This window comes from Streptomyces sp. B6B3 (assembly GCF_039871525.1).
Lineage (GTDB): Bacteria > Actinomycetota > Actinomycetes > Streptomycetales > Streptomycetaceae > Streptomyces.
Window position 1 is genome coordinate 994,133 of sequence record NZ_JBDPLU010000001.1, and the last position, 21,057, is coordinate 1,015,189.

Annotated in this window: 23 protein-coding genes and 1 pseudogene; 19 read left to right on the forward strand and 5 right to left on the reverse strand. The window is 72.7% G+C overall.

Annotated features, from left to right (window positions below; genetic code table 11):
* The first annotated feature begins 63 nt into the window (after nucleotides 1-63).
* The 14 genes and pseudogenes from ffh to ABGB06_RS04250 form a co-directional block, all read left to right on the forward strand.
* Nucleotides 64-1,596, forward strand: a complete 1,533-nt coding sequence (ffh, locus tag ABGB06_RS04185; RefSeq protein WP_347585308.1) for a signal recognition particle protein — start codon at nucleotides 64-66, stop codon at nucleotides 1,594-1,596.
* 121 nt (nucleotides 1,597-1,717) lie between these two features.
* Entirely contained in the window at nucleotides 1,718-3,133 is a 1,416-nt protein-coding gene (gene proS, locus ABGB06_RS04190) for a proline--tRNA ligase (protein WP_347585309.1), read from the forward strand.
* A 118-nt stretch (nucleotides 3,134-3,251) separates the two neighbouring features.
* Nucleotides 3,252-3,851 (forward strand): hypothetical protein, encoded by a 600-nt coding sequence (locus tag ABGB06_RS04195; protein WP_347585311.1) that lies wholly within the window; start codon nucleotides 3,252-3,254, stop codon nucleotides 3,849-3,851.
* A gap of 275 nt (nucleotides 3,852-4,126) precedes the next feature.
* Nucleotides 4,127-4,606 carry a 30S ribosomal protein S16 gene (rpsP, locus tag ABGB06_RS04200; protein ID WP_347585312.1) on the forward strand — a complete coding sequence of 160 codons (480 nt, stop codon included), beginning with the start codon at nucleotides 4,127-4,129 and terminating at the stop codon, nucleotides 4,604-4,606.
* Nucleotides 4,607-4,608: 2 nt separating this feature from the next.
* On the forward strand, nucleotides 4,609-4,848 hold the full coding sequence (locus tag ABGB06_RS04205) for an RNA-binding protein (protein WP_347585314.1): 240 nt from the start codon (nucleotides 4,609-4,611) through the stop codon (nucleotides 4,846-4,848).
* 73 nt (nucleotides 4,849-4,921) lie between these two features.
* Entirely contained in the window at nucleotides 4,922-5,440 is a 519-nt protein-coding gene (gene rimM / locus ABGB06_RS04210; RefSeq protein WP_347585315.1) for a ribosome maturation factor RimM, read from the forward strand.
* Nucleotides 5,437-6,288, forward strand: coding sequence for a tRNA (guanosine(37)-N1)-methyltransferase TrmD (gene trmD / locus ABGB06_RS04215; protein WP_347585317.1), 852 nt, complete (start codon nucleotides 5,437-5,439; stop codon nucleotides 6,286-6,288). The genes rimM and trmD overlap by 4 nt, the downstream gene beginning before the upstream one ends.
* Before the next feature lie 151 nt (nucleotides 6,289-6,439).
* Nucleotides 6,440-6,787, forward strand: coding sequence for a 50S ribosomal protein L19 (gene rplS, locus ABGB06_RS04220; protein ID WP_347585318.1), 348 nt, complete (start codon nucleotides 6,440-6,442; stop codon nucleotides 6,785-6,787).
* A gap of 35 nt (nucleotides 6,788-6,822) precedes the next feature.
* On the forward strand, nucleotides 6,823-7,536 hold the full coding sequence (gene lepB, locus ABGB06_RS04225) for a signal peptidase I (protein ID WP_347585319.1): 714 nt from the start codon (nucleotides 6,823-6,825) through the stop codon (nucleotides 7,534-7,536).
* A complete protein-coding gene (gene lepB, locus ABGB06_RS04230; protein ID WP_347585321.1) occupies nucleotides 7,529-8,692 on the forward strand; it encodes a signal peptidase I in 1,164 nt (387 codons plus the stop codon). The genes lepB (ABGB06_RS04225) and lepB (ABGB06_RS04230) overlap by 8 nt, the downstream gene beginning before the upstream one ends.
* 97 nt (nucleotides 8,693-8,789) lie before the next feature.
* Nucleotides 8,790-9,485, forward strand: coding sequence for a signal peptidase I (lepB, locus tag ABGB06_RS04235; protein WP_347585322.1), 696 nt, complete (start codon nucleotides 8,790-8,792; stop codon nucleotides 9,483-9,485).
* A 95-nt stretch (nucleotides 9,486-9,580) separates the two neighbouring features.
* Entirely contained in the window at nucleotides 9,581-10,327 is a 747-nt protein-coding gene (gene lepB, locus ABGB06_RS04240) for a signal peptidase I (protein ID WP_347585323.1), read from the forward strand.
* A 29-nt stretch (nucleotides 10,328-10,356) separates the two neighbouring features.
* Nucleotides 10,357-10,692, forward strand: coding sequence for a DUF2469 domain-containing protein (locus ABGB06_RS04245; RefSeq protein WP_347585325.1), 336 nt, complete (start codon nucleotides 10,357-10,359; stop codon nucleotides 10,690-10,692).
* 110 nt (nucleotides 10,693-10,802) lie between these two features.
* Nucleotides 10,803-11,381, forward strand: a pseudogene (locus ABGB06_RS04250) (peptidoglycan DD-metalloendopeptidase family protein); the annotation flags it as partial.
* Here ABGB06_RS04250 and ABGB06_RS04255 read toward each other — a convergent pair.
* The 5 genes from ABGB06_RS04255 to ABGB06_RS04275 form a co-directional block, all read right to left on the reverse strand.
* Entirely contained in the window at nucleotides 11,331-11,945 is a 615-nt protein-coding gene (locus tag ABGB06_RS04255) for a helix-turn-helix domain-containing protein (protein ID WP_347585467.1), read from the reverse strand. The pseudogene ABGB06_RS04250 and the gene ABGB06_RS04255 overlap by 51 nt on opposite strands.
* Before the next feature lie 61 nt (nucleotides 11,946-12,006).
* Entirely contained in the window at nucleotides 12,007-12,846 is an 840-nt protein-coding gene (gene whiG / locus ABGB06_RS04260; RefSeq protein ID WP_347585326.1) for an RNA polymerase sigma factor WhiG, read from the reverse strand.
* A gap of 209 nt (nucleotides 12,847-13,055) precedes the next feature.
* The gene (gene dprA / locus ABGB06_RS04265; protein ID WP_347585328.1) at nucleotides 13,056-14,183 is read right to left on the reverse strand and encodes a DNA-processing protein DprA; all 1,128 of its coding nucleotides are present in this window, start codon (nucleotides 14,181-14,183) and stop codon (nucleotides 13,056-13,058) included.
* Nucleotides 14,180-15,802 (reverse strand): ATP-binding protein, encoded by a 1,623-nt coding sequence (locus ABGB06_RS04270; protein ID WP_347585329.1) that lies wholly within the window; start codon nucleotides 15,800-15,802, stop codon nucleotides 14,180-14,182. The genes dprA and ABGB06_RS04270 overlap by 4 nt, the downstream gene beginning before the upstream one ends.
* Entirely contained in the window at nucleotides 15,802-16,182 is a 381-nt protein-coding gene (locus tag ABGB06_RS04275; RefSeq protein WP_347585330.1) for a YraN family protein, read from the reverse strand. The genes ABGB06_RS04270 and ABGB06_RS04275 overlap by 1 nt, the downstream gene beginning before the upstream one ends.
* Before the next feature lie 361 nt (nucleotides 16,183-16,543).
* Here ABGB06_RS04275 and rpsB point away from each other — a divergent pair, with 361 nt between their 5' ends.
* From rpsB to ABGB06_RS04300, 5 genes are all read left to right on the forward strand, one after another.
* Complete coding sequence (rpsB, locus tag ABGB06_RS04280) at nucleotides 16,544-17,545, forward strand: 30S ribosomal protein S2 (protein WP_347585332.1); 1,002 nt, start codon at nucleotides 16,544-16,546, stop codon at nucleotides 17,543-17,545.
* Nucleotides 17,546-17,590: 45 nt separating this feature from the next.
* A complete protein-coding gene (gene tsf, locus ABGB06_RS04285) occupies nucleotides 17,591-18,445 on the forward strand; it encodes a translation elongation factor Ts (RefSeq protein WP_347585333.1) in 855 nt (284 codons plus the stop codon).
* 204 nt (nucleotides 18,446-18,649) lie between these two features.
* A complete protein-coding gene (gene pyrH, locus ABGB06_RS04290; protein ID WP_347585335.1) occupies nucleotides 18,650-19,387 on the forward strand; it encodes a UMP kinase in 738 nt (245 codons plus the stop codon).
* A 40-nt stretch (nucleotides 19,388-19,427) separates the two neighbouring features.
* Nucleotides 19,428-19,985 carry a ribosome recycling factor gene (gene frr / locus ABGB06_RS04295; RefSeq protein ID WP_347585336.1) on the forward strand — a complete coding sequence of 186 codons (558 nt, stop codon included), beginning with the start codon at nucleotides 19,428-19,430 and terminating at the stop codon, nucleotides 19,983-19,985.
* 18 nt (nucleotides 19,986-20,003) lie between these two features.
* Nucleotides 20,004-21,056 (forward strand): phosphatidate cytidylyltransferase, encoded by a 1,053-nt coding sequence (locus tag ABGB06_RS04300; protein WP_347585469.1) that lies wholly within the window; start codon nucleotides 20,004-20,006, stop codon nucleotides 21,054-21,056.
* The last annotated feature ends 1 nt before the right edge of the window (nucleotide 21,057 follow it).

The window sequence follows — 21,057 nt, forward strand, 5'->3', positions numbered from 1 at the left end:
GCATAAGTACCCTGTAGGCACCTGCCCGCCGTCTGCCCGCACCGTGTGAGGACTGCCAGCGCCGTGTTCGACACTCTCTCCGATCGCCTCGCGACCACCTTCCGCAACCTCCGGGGGAAGGGGCGGCTGAGCGAGGCCGACATCGACGCCACGGCGCGCGAGATCCGGGTCGCCCTGCTCGAGGCGGACGTGGCACTGCCCGTCGTCCGCTCCTTCATCAACCAGATCAAGGAACGAGCCGCGGGCGTCGAGGTCTCGCGGGCGCTCAACCCCGCCCAGCAGGTCATCAAGATCGTCAACGAGGAGCTCGTCGGCATCCTCGGCGGCGAGACCCGCCGGCTGCGGTTCGCCAAGACCGCGCCGACCGTGATCATGCTGGCCGGCCTCCAGGGCGCGGGCAAGACCACGCTGGCCGGCAAGCTGGGCCTCTGGCTCAAGGGGCAGGGCCACACCCCGCTGCTCGTCGCCTGCGACCTCCAGCGGCCGAACGCGGTGAACCAGCTCAGCGTCGTCGCCGAACGAGCCGGGGTGGCCGTCTTCGCCCCCGAACCGGGCAACGGCGTCGGCGACCCGGTCAGGGTGGCCGAGGACTCCGTCGGCTACGCCCGCGACAAGCAGCACGACGTGGTCATCGTCGACACCGCCGGCCGGCTCGGCATCGACCAGGAGATGATGCGCCAGGCCGCCGACATCCGGGACGCGGTCAGCCCCGACGAGGTGCTCTTCGTCGTGGACGCGATGATCGGCCAGGACGCGGTGACCACCGCCGAGGCGTTCCGCGACGGCGTCGGCTTCGACGGCGTCGTCCTCTCCAAGCTGGACGGCGACGCCCGGGGTGGTGCGGCGCTCTCCGTCGCGAAGGTCACCGGCCGGCAGATCATGTTCGCCTCCAACGGCGAGAAGCTGGACGACTTCGACGCCTTCCACCCCGACCGGATGGCCTCGCGCATCCTCGGCATGGGCGACATGCTCAGCCTCATCGAGAAGGCCGAGCAGACCTTCAGCCAGCAGGAGGCCGAGAAGCTGGCCAGCAAGCTGGCCAAGGGCCCCAAGGAGTTCACCCTCGACGACTTCCTGGCCCAGATGGAGCAGGTCCGCAAGATGGGCTCCATCTCGAAGCTGCTCGGCATGATGCCCGGCATGGGTCAGCTCCGCGAGCAGATCAACAACCTGGACGAGCGCGACGTGGACCGCACCGCCGCCATCATCAAGTCCATGACGCCGGGGGAGCGCGCCGACCCCAAGATCATCAACGGTTCGCGGCGCGCCCGCATCGCCCGCGGCTCCGGCGTCGAGGTCAGTGCCGTCAAGGGCCTGGTCGAGCGCTTCTTCGAGGCCCGCAAGATGATGTCCAAGATGGCCCAGGGCGGCGGCATGCCCGCCATGCCGGGCATGCCCGGCGTCCCGGGGATGGCCGGCGGCGCCAGGCGCAAGGGCAAGCAGCCGACGAAGAAGGCCAAGGGCCGCCGCCGCTCGGGCAACCCGATGAAGCGCCAGGAGGAGGAGCGCGCCGCGGCCGAGCGCCGCGCCGGCGAGGACGGGCAGTTCGACGCCGCGAACTTCGAGCTCCCCAAGGAGTTCAAGGACATGCTCTGATCCGGCGGCGGGCCCGCCGCCGGGCGCCCTGATGCCGGATAACTCCCACTTGCCCGCCTCGTCGACGGGGCAGGAGCCGCCGATTCACGCTTCTGCCCCACCGCCCCGTACGATGCCCGCCATGGCTAAGGCTCCCGTGCTCACCCCGCAGGCGGACGACTTCCCGCGCTGGTACCAGGACGTGATCAACAAGGCCGAGCTGGCCGACAACGGTCCAGTCCGCGGCACGATGGTCATCCGGCCCTACGGGTACGCGCTGTGGGAGCGGATGCAGCAGGAGCTGGACCTCCGGATCAAGGCGGCCGGCGCCCGTAACGCCTACTTCCCGCTGCTGATGCCCCAGTCGCACATGTCGAAGGAGGCCGAGCACGTCGAGGGCTTCGCCCCCGAGCTGGCGGTGGTCACCCACGGCGGCGGCAAGCAGCTGGAGGAGCCGGCGGTGATCCGGCCCACCTCCGAGATGATCATCAACGAGTACTTCGCCAAGTGGGTGCAGAGCTACCGCGACCTGCCGCTGCTGATCAACCAGTGGGCCAACGTGGTCCGCTGGGAGATGCGCACCCGCGCCTTCCTGCGCACCTCCGAGTTCCTCTGGCAGGAGGGGCACACCGCGCACGCCACCCGCGAGGAGGCCAGGGACTACGCCGCCCGCATCCACCGCGAGGTGTACGCCGACTTCCTGGTCAACGTGCTCGCCGTCGACGTGGCGCTCGGCCGCAAGACCGCGACCGAGCGCTTCGCCGGAGCGATCAACACGCTGACCCTCGAGGGCATGATGCGCGACGGCAAGGCGCTGCAGCTCGGCACCAGCCACGAGCTCGGCCAGAACTTCGCCCGCGCCTTCGACACCCGCTACCTCTCGCGGGACGGCGAGCGCGAGCTGGTCTGGCAGACCTCGTGGGGCGTGTCCACCCGCATGGTCGGCGGCATGATCATGGCGCACGGGGACGACGACGGGCTCCGCGTGCCGCCCCGCCTGGCGCCCGTCCAGGCCGTGGTGCTGGCGGTCAAGGACGACCCGGCGGTGCTGGACAGGGTGCGGGAGCTGGGCGCCGCGCTGGCCGACGCCGGCGTTCGGGCCGAGGTCGACGACCGGGTCGACACCCCGTTCGGGCGGCGCGCCGTGGACTGGGAGCTCAAGGGCGTCCCGGTGCGGATCGAGATCGGCCCGCGGGACCTGGCCAACGACTCGGCCATGCTGGTCAGGCGCATCCCCGGCGGCAAGGAGCCGGTCGCGCTCCCGGCGTTGCCCAAGCTGCTCCCCGGCGTGCTGGACGAGGACCAGGCGCTGTTGCTGCGCCAGTCCCGGGAGCACCGCGAGGGGAACACGACCGACGTGCGGACCGTCGAGGAGGCCGCCGAGGCGGCCGCCGCCGGCGGCTGGGCGCGGATCCCGTGGGCGGACCTCGGTCCCGAGGGCGAGGCCCGGCTGGCCCAGGACGCGGTGTCGGTCCGCTGTCTGGTGGCCGAGGACGGGTCCGTGCCCGAGCGCGACGACGCACCCGGTAACGTCGCTCTGGTAGGCCGCGCCTACTGAGTCCTACCGGCTTTCCCGGGCGATCCCTGCGTTCCCCAGCAAACTGACTGGTAAGTGCAAATTCGCGGACTTGACCCGTAATCGGAACACCCTGGGCCTCTCGCTCGTTAGGTACGACGTGAGCACGACACCACCAGTCCTCGCCGCCGAACTGGCACTCGCCTGGGCCGACATCCAACGGCACCATCCCGAGCTGCCAGATCTGGCCGCGCCGGAATCCCTGATCGGAGAGTCCTCGTCCGCCTGTGGCGCGGAGCTCTCCTTCGAACGACTGCTGCACGAGGCGGTTCACGGCCTCGCCGCCGCGCGTGGCGTGCGGGACACCTCCCGCGCCGGGCGCTACCACAACCGACGCTTCCTCGCGATCGCCGAGGAACTCGGACTCGACCATGCCGACGATCCCCATCCGAGCAGCGGCTTCTCGCTGGTCACGATGAACGGCGAGACCCGCCGCCGGTATCGCGGCACGGCCGAACGACTCCAGCGCGCGGTCCGCGCCCATGTGGCGGCGACCGCGACCGACACCAAGAGCACCTTCCGCGGCCCCGCCGCTCGGCACGGCTCCTCCGGGGGCGGCGTCCGGGTCAAGGCCGTCTGCGACTGCGGGCGCAACGTCCGGGTCGTCCCCTCGGTGCTGGCGCAGGCGCCGATCGTCTGCGGGGCGTGCAAGAAGCCCTTCCGGATCGTCGACGCGGTCGCCGTATCCGTTTCCTCCTGACCCTGCTCATCACCTGTCCTCCTGACCCTTCTCACCATGTCGGCCCTGTCCCGACGCCCGGCCCCCCGCCGGTCGACTCTCCTCCGTGGTTCGTCCACGGCACCGACCGCGCGGCACCGGGGCATGGGCCGTGTGGCAGAATGGGCGGCTGAACTCGCCAATCGCACAGGACCCCTCTCTCCTCCGGTCGGCGCGTCCATCGGGTCCCCGGCCTCGCAATCCCCACGCGACGGCTCGCTGTGGCCCACCCGTCAAGACCAGGAGACACCACAGCAGTGGCAGTCAAGATCAAGCTGAAGCGACTGGGCAAGATCCGGTCGCCGCACTACCGCATCGTCGTGGCCGACGCCAGGACCCGTCGGGACGGCCGGGCGATCGAGGAGATCGGCCTGTACCACCCGGTGCAGAACCCCTCCCGGATCGAGGTCGACTCGGACCGCGCGCAGTACTGGCTGGGCGTCGGCGCGCAGCCGACCGAGCCGGTGCTGGCCATCCTGAAGGTCACCGGCGACTGGCAGAAGTTCAAGGGTCTGCCCGCGCCGCCGCCGATGAAGGTGGCCGAGGCGAGGCCCGACAAGCGCGCCGTCTTCGAGGCCGCGGCCAAGGAGTCGGGCGGCGAGCCCAAGGGTGAGGCCATCACCCCCAGGTCCAAGCGTTCGGACCGGTCCGACAAGTCCGAGAAGGCCGAGAAGGCTGACAAGGGCGAGAAGAAGTCCGACTCCGCGGCGGCTCCGGCCGAGTCGGCCGAGGGCTGAGAATGCTCGAAGAGGCCCTGGAACACCTCGTCAAGGGCATCGTCGACAACCCCGACGAAGTCCAGGTCGCCTCGCGAACCCTGCGCCGGGGACGGGTGCTGGAGGTCCGGGTCCATCCCGACGACCTCGGCAAGGTGATCGGCCGGAACGGCCGCACCGCCCGCTCGTTGCGCACGGTCGTGGGCGCGCTCGGCGGCAAGGGCGTCCGCGTCGACCTGGTCGACGTGGACGAGGTTCGCTGAGCCCACCGGCGCACCGCCCACCACCCCCGGTCCTGCCCCGGAGAGCCCGGACAGCCCGGAGAACGGAAGCACAGTGCAGCTCGTCGTCGCGCGCATCGGCCGCGCCCACGGCATCAGGGGTGAGGTCTCGGTGGAGGTGCGCACCGACGAGCCCGAGCTGCGGCTGGCCCCCGGCGCCGTGCTCGACACCGACCCCGCCGAGATCGGCCCGTTGACCATCGAGAGCGGCCGGGTCCACAGCGGCCGGCTGCTGCTGCGCTTCGTCGGCGTGCCCGACCGCGGCGCCGCCGAGGCGCTGCGCAACACCCTGCTGCTCGCCGAGGTGGACCCCGACGAGCGCCCCGAGGACCCCGAGGAGTACTACGACCACCAGCTGGTCGGCCTCCGGGTGGTCACCACGGACGGCGCCGAGATCGGTGAGATCGGCGAGATCGCGCACCTGCCCGCCCAGGACCTGCTGATCGTCACGCGTCCGGACGGCGGCGAGACGATGGTGCCGTTCGTCGGCGAGTTCGTGCCGGAGATCGACCTGACGGCCCGCCGGGTCGTCATCGCCCCGCCGGCGGGGCTGCTCGACGAGGGCGAGTCGTGAGGATCGACGTCGTCACGATCTTCCCCGAGTACCTGCGGCCGCTGGACGTCTCGCTCGTCGGGAAGGCCCGCGCCCGGGGACAGCTGGACGTCCGGGTGCACGACCTCCGGCGGTGGACCCACGACCGGCACCACACCGTCGACGACACCCCGTACGGCGGTGGCCCCGGCATGGTGATGAAGCCGGAGCCGTGGGGCGAGGCGCTGGACGAGGTGCTCGGCACGCCCGCCGGCGCCGAGCCAGCCGACGCCGAGCCCGCCGTCACGGGGCCGGAGCTCCCGACCATCGTGGTGCCGACGCCGAGCGGCCGGCCGTTCACCCAGGAGCTGGCCCAGCGGCTGTCCACCCTCCCCTGGCTGGTCTTCACCCCGGCGCGGTACGAGGGCATCGACCGCCGCGTCGTCGAGGAGTACGCCGCCCGCTACCCGCTGCACGAGGTCTCCGTCGGCGACTACGTGCTCGCCGGCGGTGAGGCCCCGGTGCTGGTGATGGTCGAGGCGATCGCCCGGCTGCTGCCCGGGGTCCTGGGCAACGCCGAGTCGCACCGCGACGACTCCTTCGCCCCGGGACCCATGGCCGCCCTGCTGGAGGGCCCGGTGTACACCAAGCCGCCGCGCTGGCGCGACCGGGAGGTCCCCGAGGTGCTGACCAGCGGGCACCACGGCCGGGTCGCCCGCTGGCGCCGGGACGAGGCGCTGCGCCGGACCAGCCAGCACCGTCCCGAGCTCATCGAGCGGTGCGACCCGGAGAGCCTGGACCGGCACGACCTCGCCGTGCTGGCGGAGCTCGGCTGGTGCCTGGACCGGGACGGCCGATTTGGGCGCGGCTCCGTGGACGTGGAAGAATAGGCGGTCGGCCCACGTCCGGCGCGCGGCCCTGCCACAGGGGGAGCGACGTCCGCCGGTGCGCGGCGTCCGCGACGGGCGCGTCGTCCGTCACCCACCACCGTCCGATCGTTCCGCTGATGGCCTGTGGCATCAGCGAAGAGAGCAGCAGGTCATGAACCTCCTCGACAGCGTCGATGCCGCGTCCCTACGCGACGACATCCCGGAGTTCCGCCCCGGCGACACCGTGAACGTCCACGTGCGGGTCATCGAGGGCAACCGCTCCCGTGTGCAGCAGTTCAAGGGCGTCGTCATCCGCCGCCAGGGCTCAGGGGTGCGGGAGAGCTTCACCGTTCGCAAGATCAGCTTCGGCGTCGGCGTGGAGCGCACCTTCCCGGTGCACACCCCGGTCGTGGAGAAGATCGAGGTCGTCACCCGCGGCGCCGTCCGCCGCGCCAAGCTTTACTACCTGCGGAACCTGCGGGGCAAGGCCGCCAAGATCAAGGAGCGGCGCGAGAACTGACGGGGCCCTCACAGCCCGCCGGTTACCATCACCGCGTGACCGAATCCGACTCCCCGTCCGACGCACGAACGCCTGAGCGCGACCGCCCCTCCGGCCCCTTTTTCGCCAGGAGGTGGTGGTCGCGCTCCGTGCGTCGTTGGTTGGCCGGGCTGGCGCTGTCCGCCGTGTTCGCCGCGCTGGTCAGCGCGTTCGTGGTGCAGCCCTTCATCATCCCGAGCGGTTCCATGGAGGGCACGCTCCAGGTCGGCGACCGGGTGCTGGTGAACAAGCTGGCCTACGCCTTCGGGCAGGACGTGCGGCGCGGCGACGTCGTCGTCTTCGACGGCACGGGTTCGTTCGCCGCGGAGGGTTCGTCCGCGGGTGGTCTCGGCGGTCTGCTGCGCTCGGCCGCGGCCGCGGTCGGTCTGGCGCACTCGGCCGAGACCGACTACGTGAAGCGGGTCATCGGCGTGGGAGGAGACCACGTGCGCTGCTGTGACGCCCAGGGGCGGATCGAGGTGAACGGCGAAGCCCTGGACGAGCCGTACCTGTTCCCCGGGGACAATCCTTCGAACGTCATGTTTGATATCGAGGTGCCCGAGGGACGGTTGTGGGTAATGGGCGATCACCGTTCGGACTCGGCGGATTCCCGGGAGTACCTCGGCTCACCGGGCGGCGGCACCGTTCCCGAGGACCAGGTCATCGGTCGGGTCGAGTGGATCGGCTGGCCGCCCAGCCGCTGGAGTTCCGTGCGGTCGGGCCATGAGTGAGCGCGGACGCGGCCACCGGCACGCCGCGCCGCGGAACCAGCCCCGCCCGGAGCCCTCGGAGCCGCGGCCGACGCTGCGCGGACCCGGCGAGGGGCGGGCGGACCGCCGGCGGGCGGCCAAGCGCATCAAGCGGCGGCGCCGGCTGCGCGCCACCCGGGAGATCCCGATCCTGATAGGCGTGGCGCTGCTGATCGCCCTCGTGCTGAAGACGTTCCTGGTGCAGGCGTTCGTCATCCCCTCGGGCTCCATGGAGGAGACGATCCGGATCGACGACCGGGTGTTGGTGGACAAGCTGACCCCGTGGTTCGGCTGGGAGCCGCAGCGCGGCGAGGTGGTGGTCTTCAACGACCCCGGCGGGTGGTTGGGCCAGGGGGAGCAACAGTCCGACGACGATCCGGTGGTGATCGAGCAGGTCAAGGACGTGCTGACCTGGATCGGCCTGCTGCCCAGCGAGGACGACGACCTGATCAAGCGGGTCATCGGCGTCGGCGGGGACACGGTCGCGTGTTGCGACAAGCAGGGGCGGGTGACGGTCAACGGCGCGCCGCTCGACGAGCCCTACCTCTTCCCCGGCGATCCGCCCTCGCAGATGGAGTTCGAGGTGGAGGTGCCCGAGGGGCGCATCTTCGTGATGGGCGATCACCGGTCGAACTCGGCGGACTCCCGGTACCACCTGCAGGATCCCGGCCGGGGCACGGTGCCGGTGGACCTGGTGGTCGGCCGGGCCGTCGTCATCGCCTGGCCGTTCGCCCACTGGCAGCAGCTGGAAAGCGAACAGACGTTCGCCGCGGTGCCGGAACCGGACACCACCGCGGAGACCGTCGACGCGGCCGGGAGCACCGCTGAGTATGAATCGGCCGGGGAAATGGGCCGGCTCCCGAGCCCTGTGGAACTCCCGCTCGTTATGGGAGTGGTGAGCCTGCTGCGGATCTCGCAGGGGCCGGAGAGCGGTGTGAGGAGTGGATGTGGGGGACGTAGCGGTCGGTGCACGGTCCGGCGCGGAGGAACCGGAGGACCGTCCGGTTCCTCCGGGCGGCGCGGCATCCGGCGAGGAACCCCCCGAGGCGAAGGACGCGACGGGACCCGGCGTCGGCGGGGTCGCGGGCGGCGCCGGAGACGGACCGGACAAGCCGGGGACGACCGAGGACCAGGATGAGGGCGGCGAGGCCGCCGAACAGCGGGGCGAACGCGGTCGGAGCGGGAAGCAGCGGTCGTTCTGGAAGGAACTGCCGATCCTTGTCGGCATCGCCATCGTGCTCGCCCTGCTCATCAAGACCTTCCTGGTGCAGGCGTTCTCCATTCCCTCCGACTCCATGCAGGACACCCTGCAACGCGGCGACCGGGTGCTGGTCGACAAGCTGACCCCGTGGTTCGGCTCGGAGCCCGAGCGCGGCGAGGTCGTCGTCTTCCACGATCCGGGCGGCTGGCTGGGCGAGGCACCGCCGTCCAGCGGCGGGCTCGGCGGGGCGATGCAGGACGCGTTGAGCTTCATCGGCCTGATGCCGTCCGCCGAGGAGCAGGACGTCATCAAGCGGGTCATCGCGGTCGGCGGGGACACCGTCGAGTGCCACGACGGCGGCCCGGTGCTGGTGAACGGCGTGGCGCTGGACGAGACCGACTACCTCAAGCCGGGCAGCACGCCCTGCGGCGACCGGTCCTTCGGGCCGGTCGAGGTCCCCGAGGGCCGGCTGTGGGTGATGGGCGACAACCGCCAGGACTCCCTGGACTCGCGCTACCACCAGAACCTGGAGGGCCACGGCACCGTCTCCGTGGACGACGTGGTGGGGCGGGCGGTGGTGGTGGCCTGGCCGCTGGACCGCTGGTCCACGCTTCCGGTGCCCGGCACGTTCTCCGAGGTGGGCGCCGCCGCGGCCGCCGCGCCAGCGGCGTTCGGGCTGATGGGCGCGGTGCCGCTGGTGCTGTGGCGCCGGCGTCGGCAGCTCGGCTGACCGGTGCGGCTCCCCCCGGACCCGGTTGCTCGGTAGGGTCACCCTCTGGTCCCATCGGACGGTGGGTCCGGACCGGCGGACCGGGAGGGGGCGTGATGAGCGGAGACACGGGCCGCGGAACGCGACGGGGGCGGGCGCTGTCCGGAGTGGCGGTGGCCGTCGGCTGCGTGCTGTTCCTCGGCGGTTTCGTGCTGACCGCCCTCCTGTACCAGCCCTACGCGGTGCCCACCGACTCGATGGCGCCCTCGGTGTCCGCCGGGGACCGGGTGCTCGCGCAGCGGATCGACGGGGACGAGGCGCGGCGCGGGGACGTCGTGGTCTTCGAGGAGGCCCAGTGGGGCGACGCGCTGATGGTGAAGCGGGTGGTCGGGGTCGGCGGTGACACGGTCGCCTGCTGCACCGACGACGGCCTGCTGACGGTGAACGGCGAGCCCGTCACCGAGCCGTATCTGGACGCCGAGTCGCGCGCCGAGCCCATGGAGTTCTCGGCCGAGGTGCCGGAGGGTGAGCTGTTCCTGATCGGCGACCACCGGCATGAGTCGCTGGACTCGCGCACCATGCTGAGCGACTCCGACGCGGGCAGCGTGCCCCGCGACGCGGTCACCGCCCGGGTCGAGGCGACGGTGTGGCCGCCCAGCCGGGTCGGCATGCTGGCGTCGGCCTCCGGCTTCGCGGACCAGCCGGGCGGCGTCTCGGGATCCGGTCCCCTGCTGCCGCTGCTCTGGGCCACGCTGGCCGGGGCCGTGCTGATCATCGGCGGGGCACTGTACGGTCCGGTGGCCGGTCGTCGTGCCTCCCGGCGGACGCCGCAGCGTGCCGGCGTCGCCGGTGACGCACAATGAGGGGACGCACGGCTGAAGGGGATCACGCCATGAGTGCCGAGGATCTCGAAAAGTACGAGACCGAAATGGAGCTGAAGCTCTACCGCGAGTATCGAGACGTGGTGGGGCTGTTCACGTACGTGATCGAGACCGAGCGGCGCTTCTACCTCACCAACGACTACGAGATGCAGGTCCACTCGGTGCAGGGTGAGGTGTTCTTCGAGGTCACGATGGCCGACGCGTGGGTCTGGGACATGTACAGACCGGCCCGTTTCGTCAAGCGGGTGAGGGTGCTGACGTTCAAGGACGTGAACATCGAGGAGCTCAACCGCAGCGAGCTCGACCTGCCGGAGGACTCCGGCTTCGGCGGCTCCCGCGGCGGCTGACCCCGGCCGGTTTCACCCGGACGGGTGGCGGCCGTGTGCACAGAGGCCCCGTCGTCCACAGATCTCCGGCCCGGCCGTCCCGATGAGGTCCCGGCCGGCAGGCTGCCGGCATGGCGATCCTCTCCCTCCTCCCGGCCCTCTCGAACTCCGCGGTCCTCCCGGCGCTGGTGGCCGCCCCCGTACTGCTCACGGCGCCGCTGGTGCCGTCGCCCGCCGTCGGCGGTCCGGCCGGCGCGGCCTGGCCGGTCGGCGGTCCGGACGGCGGGGACCGCCCGCTGGTCGTCCGCGCGTGGGAGCCGCCGGCCACCCCGTGGGGCGCGGGGCACCGCGGCGTGGACCTCGCCACCGCCCCCGGGGCCGTGGTGTCGGCGGCGGCCGCCGGCCGGGTGGTGTTCGCCGGTCCGGTGGCCGGGCGCGGGGTGATCACGATCGAGCTCGCCGGCACCGGGTCCCCACCGCTGCGCACGACGTACGAGCCGGTGCGGCCCGCCGTGGCGGTGGGGGAGCGGGTGGCCGCCGGGGAGGCGGTCGGCACCCTCGACGCCGGTCCCTTCCACTGCCCGGGGCCCTGCCTGCACTGGGGGCTGCTGCGCGGCGAGCGCTACCGGGACCCGCTCTCGCTGCTGCCGCCCGAGCTGCTACGCGCCGGCCCGGTCCGGCTGCTGCCCGTCACCGGCGTCCCGCTCCCCGGCGGCGACGCCGCGGACCCCGTCCAGGGCCATCCGGACGGCGGCCTCGACGACGGCGTCGGCCGGCCCGGTGGTCCGGGCGTCGGCGCAGCGCACGGCCGCGTCGACCACGCCCTGCAGCAGCAGGGCGGTGACCCGCGGCTCGGGGTGTCCGAGCTCGTCGAGCACGCCGACGACGAGGTCGAGCAGTCCGGCGTGCGCCGCCCTGATCCGCTCCCGGGCGGCGTCGCTCAGCTCGCCCGCGGAGATCGCGACCACGGCCCGGTGCCGGCCGTCGGCGGCCAGCGCCAGCTGCGCCCGCACATACGCCTCGATCCGTCCCGCGGGAGTGGCCGGCTCGGCCGTCGCCGCCGCCACCTCCGCCGCCCACCGCGGGAAGTCCTCGGCGCACAGCTCCTCGACGACGGCGGCGCGTGATCCGAAGTACTCGTAGACCGAGGAGCGGGCCAGGCCGGTGCGCGTCGCCAGCGCCGGGAAGGTCAGCGCCGGCACTCCGCCCTCGGCCAGCAGCGACCTGGCGGCGTCCAGCAGCGCCGCGCGTTGCCTCCTGCGGTGCTCGGCCACCGTGGCCGCCTGGATCCTGGGCACCCGACCACTCTAGAACCGGCGACCCCCGTCGGTCCGGCTAACCGCCCACGTCGGCCAGCTTCGCCCGCAGTTGGAGCACCGACTTGGTGTGGATCTGGCTGACCCGGCTCTCGGTGACGCCGAGCACCTGGCCGATCTCGGCCAGGGTGAGGCCCTCGTAGTAGTAGAGGGTCACCACGGTCTTCTCCCGGTCCGGCAGCGTGTTGACCGCGCGGGCCAGCAGCCGGCGCAGCTCCCGGTCCTCCGCCACCTCCACCGGGTTGTCGGCGGCGGTGTCCTCCAGGGTGTCCATCAGGCTCAGCCGGTCGCCCCCCTCGCCACCGGCGTGCAGCAACTCCTCCAGCGCCACCACGTTGGCCAGCGACAACTGACTGAAGACCGCGTGCAGTTCCTCCAGGGTGACGCCCATCTCCCGGGCCACCTCGGGCTCCGAAGGGGTGCGCCGCAGCGAAGCCTCCAGCGTCGCGTACGCGCGCTCGATGGCCCGCGCCTTCTGCCGCACCGAACGCGGGATCCAGTCGAGGGCCCGCAACTCGTCGATCATCGCGCCCCGGATGCGGGTGATCGCGTACGTCTCGAACTTGATGGACCGCGCCGGGTCGAACTTCTCGATGGCGTCGATCAACCCGAAGACCCCCGAGGAGACGAAGTCCGCCTGCTCCACGTTGGGCGGCAGGCCCACGCTCACCCGGCCCGCCACGTACTTGACCAGCGGCGAGTAGTGCAGGATCAGCTGCTCCCGCAGCCGTTCGTCGCCGGTGGTCTTGTACGAGCGCCACAGCTCGTCGAGGGGGGTGGACGCGGGGGGACCGGCGTCCTCCGCCGCGCCCGCTGCTGCGGGAGCCGCGGGCTGAGGCCCGGAGGAGTGCTGTGGCATGCGTCGTCTTGAGCCGTTCTGCCAGGGATGACATCTTCCCGCGCGTCGTGGCGCGGGTCTCTGTGAGCGTAGCGTGACTGTGGTGTCGCGTTGCGCATGTGACGGCCATTCGTCGCGCGCGCACTACCGAGCATCCGTGCGCGGCCACGGCGCACGCTGGTGGTACGCCGTGGTGTCGGGGCGGCGCGTCAACCCGGACACTTCTCGGTTCACCGGCACAACTGCCAACGGTCGCCAACCCGTTCGACGAATCCGAGGGTGCGCAGCTCGCACAGCCGGGCGGTCGCCGCCTCCGGGCTGGTGCAGGCACCGCGCGCCACCTCGGCCACGCCCGCCGAGCCGGCACCCGGCAGCGCGTCGAGCACCCGCGCGGCCTGCGGCGCCAGCAGGTCCCTCGGCACCGCAGGCCCCGGCTCCTCGCCGGCCAGCTCACCCATGTCACCGACCAGTTCGATCACCTCGGCCGCGCTGGCGACGAGGGTGGCCTGCTCCCGGATCAGCCGGTGCGCGCCCGCGGACAGACCCGAGGTCACCGGCCCCGGCACCGCCATCAGATGCCTGCCGAGCCGGCCCGCGTGCCGCGCCGTGACCAGCGCGCCGCTGCGCCGCGCCGCCTCCACCACCACCGTGCCCCGGGTGAGCGCCGCGATCACCCGGTTCCGCAGGACGAACCTGCTCCGCGTCGGGTGCTCGCCCGGGGCCAGCTCGGCGACCAGCAGGCCGCGCTCGGCGATCCGGCCCAGCAGCTCCCGGTGCCCCGCCGGATAGCTGACGTCCACCCCGCAGGCCAGCACCCCGACCGTCGCGCCACCCACCGCCAGCGACCCCCGGTGCGCCGCGCCGTCGACCCCGAAGGCGGCGCCCGACACCACGGTCCAGCCGCGCTCGGCCAGCGCGACGCCCAGCTCGCCGGCGACGTGCGCTCCGTACTCCGTGCAGGCGCGGGAGCCCACCAGGGCCACCGAGCGCAGCGCCACGAACCGCAGCGAACAGGGGCCGCGCACCCACAGACCGACGGGCCTGGTCGCCCCCAGATCGTCCAGCTGGCGCGGCCATTCGCGGTCGCCCGGGCACACGAACCGGCCGCCGAGCCGGGCGATGGCCACCAGATCCCGCTCCGGTGCGGCGCGCTCCGCGCGCAGCCGCAGGCCGGCCCAGCGGTCCGCCGAGGCGCCGGGCAGCCGCCGGTCCTCCCGCACCGCCCGCCAGGTCTCGCCGGGGCCGAGCTCTCCGAGCCACCGGCCCACCAGCTCGTCCCCCGGCTCCGCGACCCGGGCCAGCGCCGCCCGCGCCAGCCGGTCGTCAGCCGCCGCGCCGACCGCGTCCCGACCGGTCACGGCAGGCTCCCGGCCACGCCCGCCCCGCGCCGCACCCCGGTGCGCAGCTCCAGCGCCGCGTCCACGTCCTCGACGGTGGGCCGCGCGTGCCCGGCGAGGTCGGCCACGGTCCAGGCCACCCGGAGCACCCGGTCCAGGCCCCGCGCGGTCAGCAGGCCGCGCTCCAAGTCCTGCTCCGCCCTGACCAGCGCGCCGGGCGACGGGGTCCACCGGGTGCGCAGCTCGTGCCCCGGCACCTCCCCGTTGATCGACCACGGGGAACCGGCGTACCGGGCGGCGGCCCGCTCCCTGGCCGCGAGCACCCGGGCCGCCACCACCGCGGTCGACTCGGCGCCGCCGGTGGCGACCAGCTCGGCGCGGCTCACCGGCTCCACCGGCACCCGCAGGTCGACCCGGTCGAGCAGCGGTCCGGAGAGCCGGGCGCGGTACCGCCGGACGGTGCTGGGCAGGCACTCGCAGTCACCGCCCGGCGCGCCGTGCCGGCCGCAGGGGCACGGGTTCGCCGCCAGGACCAGCAACACCCGGGCGGGCATCCGGAGCGTGCCGGCGGCCCTGGCCACCACCACGTGCCCGCACTCCAGCGGCTGACGCAGCGCGTCCAGCACCTGGCCGCTCATCTCCGCCGCCTCGTCCAGGAACAGCACCCCGTGGTGCGCCAGCGACACCGCGCCGGGGCGCGGCAGCCCGCTGCCGCCGCCGACCAGGGCCGGCATCGAGGCGGAGTGGTGCGGCGCGCAGTACGGAGCCCGGTCGATCAGCGGCCGGCCGGGCGGCAGCGCGCCGCCGACCGAGTGCACCGCGGTGACCTCCAGCGACTCCTGCCGGGTCAGCGGCGGCAGCAGCCCGGGCAGTCGCTCTGCGAGCATGGTCTTGCCGGCTCCCGGCGCCCCCTTGAGGAACAGGTGGTGCCGGCCGGCCGCCGCCACCTCCAGCGCCCGCCGGGCCCGCCGCTGCCCGGCCACCTCGGCCAGGTCGAGCGGGCGCTCGTCGATCCGCACGGCCTGGAACAGGCCGCCGGCGCCCGGATGGCCCCAGCCGGGGCCGACCGGGCCCGAGGAGCCAGGATCCGGCCCCGGCTCCGCGTCCGCCGGCTCCTCCGGCACCGGCTCGTCCGTCAGCAGCGCGACCAGCTGGCGCAGGCTGTGCACGCCCAGCACGCTGACGTCCGGCACCAGCGCGGCCTCGGCCGCGGCGCACTCGGGGACCACCACGCGCCGGTACCCGGCGTCGGCCGCGGTCAGCACGGCCGGCAGCACGCCGCGGACCGGGCGGATCCGGCCGTCGAGCCCGAGCTCGCCGACCATCATCAGATCGGCCACCGACCGCGGGTCCACCCGCTCGGCCGCGGCCAGCACGGCACAGGCGATGGCCAGGTCGAAGCCGCTGCCGCACTTGGGCACCGCGGCCGGGCTCAGCCCCACCGTGAGCTTCTTCTGAGGCCAGTCGACGCTGGAGTTGATCACCGCGGCGCGGACCCGGTCCCGGCTCTCGCTCAGCGACTTGTCGGCGAGCCCGACCAGGGTGAAGCCGGCGACCCCCGGCACCAGGTCGGCCTGGACCTCGACCACCACGCCCTCGACGCCGACCAGGGCCACCGCGCAGGTGCGGGCGAATCCCATCAGGCCACCCCCCTGGCGTGCTCCACCGTCGGGCCGCCGCGATCCGGCAGCAGCACGCCCACCAGGTCGATCCGCACCCCGCCGGCCGGCGGCGCCGCGTGGTGGGCGAGCCACCGCTCGCTCAGCCAGCGCTGGGCGAGCTCCCGCAGCCGCGCGGCCTTCCGCTCGGTCAGCCCGGCCATCGGATGCTGGTAGGCACCCGCCCGCCGGGTCTTCACCTCGCACATCACCAGCGCCCCCGCCGCGGCCTCCCGGGCCACGATGTCGATCTCGCCCGCCCGGCAGCGCCAGTTCCGCTCCAGCACGGTCATGCCCGCCGCGACCAGCCACCGCGCGGCGACGTCCTCCCCGAAGCGCCCGAGCGCACCCCGCTCGTTCATCGCGCATCACCTCCGGCGCTCACTGTGCGGGAGACGTCGACGAAAAGTGGATCTTGGTGGAAAAACGGGCGACTGTGGAGAACTCCGCCACCCCTTCGGGAGGTCAGGCGGCGCCGGCCCCGACGGGGACGTGCCGGATAACCGTCATCGCGTACACTTCTGGTGGCGATCCGGTTCCCGGATCGACCTCGCATGCCCCGCCATCTCGGCGTCCGCGGTCCGACCGCGGGCTCGCGATGGCCGCGTCACTCGGTCCGCAGGAGCGCCCCCGCGTGGGGCCCCGCGGTGCGACGCGCCGGGGCGTCAGGAGCGCCGCCCAGCCGGGCGGCGCGGACAACCGAGCGTCACAAGGAGAACGGCCATGGCCGTCGTCACGATGCGGGAGCTGCTGGAAAGCGGCGTCCACTTCGGGCACCAGACCCGCCGCTGGAACCCCAAGATGAAGCGCTTCATCTTCACGGAGCGCAACGGCATCTACATCATCGACCTGCTCCAGTCGCTGTCGTACATCGACCGCGCCTACGAGTTCGTCAAGGAGACCGTCGCGCACGGCGGCTCCGTCATGTTCGTGGGCACCAAGAAGCAGGCCCAGCAGGCCATCTCGGAGCAGGCCACCCGGGTCGGCATGCCGTACGTCAACCAGCGCTGGCTGGGCGGCATGCTCACCAACTTCTCGACGGTCCACAAGCGGCTCCAGCGCCTCAAGGAGCTGGAGCAGATCGACTTCGACGACGTGGCGGCCTCCGGCCTCACCAAGAAGGAGCTGCTGGTCCTCTCGCGCGAGAAGGCCAAGCTGGAGAAGACCCTGGGCGGCATCAGGGACATGCAGAAGGTGCCCAGCGCGGTCTGGATCGTGGACACCAAGAAGGAGCACATCGCCGTCGGCGAGGCCCGCAAGCTCAACATCCCGGTCGTCGCGATCCTCGACACCAACTGCGACCCCGACGAGGTCGACTACAAGATCCCGGGCAACGACGACGCGATCCGCTCCGTCACGCTGCTCACCCGCGTGATCGCCGACGGCGTGGCCGAGGGCCTCATCGCCCGCTCCGGTGCCGCCGAGGCGAAGACCGGCGAGAAGCAGCAGCCCGCCGAGCCGCTGCCGGAGTGGGAGCGGGAGCTCCTGGTCGGTGCCGAGGCCAAGGCCGAGGAGAAGCCGGCGGAGGACCAGCCCGCCGAGGCGGCCGAGCCGGGGGAGTCCACGGAGGCCCAGCCCGCCGAGGCGCAGCCCGCCGAGGCCCAGTCCGCCGAGGCCCAGCCTGCCGAGGCCGCCCAGCCGGCGCAGTCCGCCGAGGCCCAGCCTGCCGAGGCCGCCCAGCCGGCGCAGTCCGCCGAGGGCCAGGGCTCCGCCGAGCAGAGCTGACGCAGCCAGCGACCACACGACACTCCGGGAAGAGATCACGTAACCATGGCGAACTTCACCGCCGCCGACGTCAAGAAGCTCAGGGAGCTGTCCGGCGCCGGCATGATGGACTGCAAGAAGGCGCTGGACGAGGCCGAGGGCGACGTCGACAAGGCCGTCGAGATCCTGCGGGTCAAGGGCCAGAAGGGCGTGGCCAAGCGGGAGAGCCGCACCGCCGACAACGGCGCGGTGGTCTCGGTGATCGCCGAGGACAACGGCGCCGGTGCCCTGGTCGAGCTCAAGTGCGAGACCGACTTCGTGGCCAAGGGCGACAAGTTCCAGGCCGTCGCCGCCGCCGTCGCGCAGCACGTCTTCACCACCGACCCCGCCGACCTCGCGACGCTGCTGGCGTCCGAGATCGAGCCGGGCAAGAGCGTTCAGGAGTACGTCGACGAGGCGAACGCCAGCCTGGGCGAGAAGATCGTGCTGGACCGCTACGCGCGGTTCTCCGGCGGCTACGTCACCTCGTACCTGCACCGCACGAGTCCCGATCTGCCGCCGCAGGTCGGGGTGCTGATCGAGCTGGCGCCGGGCGAGGGTTCGGCCGAGGCCCGCGCGGCGGCCGCCAAGGACGTCGCCCAGCACATCGCCGCCTTCCAGCCGAAGTACCTCAGCCGTGAGGAGGTGCCGGCCGAGGTCGTGGAGAGCGAGCGCCGCATCGCCGAGGCCACGGCGAAGGAGGAGGGCAAGCCCGAGGCGGCCCTGCCGAAGATCGTCGAGGGTCGGGTCAACGGCTTCTTCAAGGAGCACGTGCTGCTCGACCAGGCCTTCGCAAAGGACAACAAGAAGTCCGTGCAGAAGGTGCTGAACGAGGTCGGCGTCACGGTCCAGGCCTTCGCGCGCTTCCGCGTCGGCGCCTGAGCCGGTTCCTCCGGTCCGTGCCTTCGGCCGCGGAACGGGCCTGGCCCCGCTATGGTCAAGCCAGGCACCGCCGTGGCCAGCACGGCCGGCGACCGCTGTTGTGACGAGGAGGCCACTGCCGAGCAGGGTAACCGCGTGGATCCGCCGGTGTATCCGGCATCCGTGGGCAGTGGCCTCCTCGCGTGTGTGCACGAGGAGAGCACCATGAACGAGGACGACAAGCCCCGGCGATTCCTGCTGAAGTTGTCGGGAGAAGCCTTCGCGGGCGGCGGAGGGCTCGGTGTCGATCCCGATGTCGTGCACACGATGGCCCGGGAGATCGCGGCGGTGGTGCGGGACGGAGCGCAGATCGCCGTGGTCATCGGCGGCGGCAACTTCTTCCGTGGCGCGGAGCTCCAGCTGCGCGGCATGGACCGCTCCCGCTCCGACTACATGGGCATGCTCGGCACGGTCATGAACTGCCTGGCGCTCCAGGACTTCCTGGAGAAGGAGGGCATCGAGACCCGCGTGCAGACGGCGATCACCATGGGGCAGGTCGCCGAGCCGTACATCCCGCTGCGGGCCGTGCGGCACCTGGAGAAGGGCCGGGTCGTCATCTTCGGCGCCGGCATGGGCATGCCGTACTTCTCCACCGACACCACCGCCGCCCAGCGGGCGTTGGAGATCCACGCCGAGGCGCTGCTGATGGGCAAGAACGGCGTCGACGGGGTCTACGACGCCGATCCGGCCGCGAATCCGGACGCCGTGCGTTTCGACGCGCTCGACTACGGCGAGGTGATCACCCGGGACCTGAAGGTCGCGGACTCCACCGCTATCACGCTCTGCCGCGACAACGGGCTTCCCATCCTCGTGTTCGAGCTGCTCGCGGAGGGCAATATCGCCCGTGCGGTAAAGGGTGAGAAGATCGGCACACTCGTGAACAACCAGGGGCGACGGGCCTGACGCGGTCCGTCACACGACATCATCGAACCAGGAGCACGTGGTGATCGAAGAAGCCCTCCTCGAGGCCGAGGAGAAGATGGAGAAGGCGGTCCAGGTCGCCAAGGAGGACCTGGCCGCGATCCGTACCGGCCGTGCGCACCCGGCGATGTTCAGCAAGATCGTTGCCGAGTACTACGGCACCATGACCCCGATCAACCAGTTGGCGTCCTTCGCGGTCCCCGAGGCCCGGATGGCCGTCGTCACCCCGTTCGACAAGAGCTCGCTGCGGAACATCGAGCAGGCGATCCGCGACTCCGACCTGGGCGTGAACCCCACCAACGACGGACACGTCATCCGGGTGGTCCTCCCCGAGCTCACCGAGCAGCGCCGCCGGGAGTTCATCAAGGTGGCCAGGTCCAAGGGCGAGGACGCCAAGATCTCCATCCGCGGCGTCCGGCGCAAGGCCAAGGAGCTCATGGACAAGGCCATCAAGGACGGCGACGTCGGCGAGGACGAGGGCCGCCGTGGCGAGAAGGAGCTGGACGACACCACGTCGAAGTACGTCGGCCAGGTGGACGAGCTGCTCAAGCACAAGGAAGCCGAGCTGCTCGAGGTCTGACCGGGGCCCAGAAGGACGCTGTCACCTGTGAACGAATCATCCTGGGGGCAGGCGGAGCACGTGCGCGCCGCCCCGGCGGGTCCCCTGCGCGATTCCGGGCGGGCGGCGCAGACTCGGGCTATGCCGATCGTGCCCGATGCCCACGTCCCCGCGGAGGGCGACGAGCCGACCCCGGGCGGGGCCGGCCGGAGCGGCGGCCCCGCCGACGAGCCGGGCGGCCTGACCCCCCCGGCCGCCGGACGCCCCGGTGTGCGGAAGCGCGCGGGGCGCGACCTGGGCGCCGCGGTGGGCGTCGGGCTGGCCCTGGGCGCGGTGATCGTCGCCTCGCTGTTCGCCTACAAGCCGGCGTTCCTCGGCGTCATAGCCGTGGCCGTGGTGGTCGGCCTCTGGGAGCTGTCCGCGCGGCTGGCCGAACGCAAGGCGATCCGGCTGCCGCTCCCTCCGCTGGCCCTCGGCGGCGCCACCATGGTCGTGGTCGGCTACCTGGAGGGGGCCGAGGCGGCCTGGGTGGCCGCCGCGCTGACCGCGCTGGCCGTCCTGCTGTGGCGGATGACCGGCTCGCCCGAGAACTACCTCCGCGACGTCACGGCCGGCGTCTTCGCCGTCTTCTACGTGCCCTTCCTCGCCACCTTCGTCGCCCTGATGCTGGCCGCCGACGACGGCGCCTGGCGGGTGTTCACCTTCCTGCTGCTCACCGTGGTCAGCGACACCGGCGCGTACGCCGTGGGCTGGCGGCTCGGCCGCCGCAAGCTGGCCCCCCGGATCAGCCCGGGCAAGACCCGCGAAGGGCTCGCCGGCGCCGTGGTCTTCGCGATGAGCGCGGGCGCGCTGAGCATGCAGCTGCTGATCGACGACGGCGTCTGGTGGCAGGGTCTGCTGCTGGGCGCGGCGGTCGCGGCCAGCGCCACCCTGGGTGACCTGGGCGAGTCCATGATCAAGCGGGACCTCGGCATCAAGGACATGGGCACGCTGCTGCCGGGCCACGGCGGGATCATGGACCGGCTGGACTCGCTGCTGCCCACCGCGCCGGTGGCCTGGCTGCTCCTGGTGGCCTTCGTCGGCGCGGGCTGAC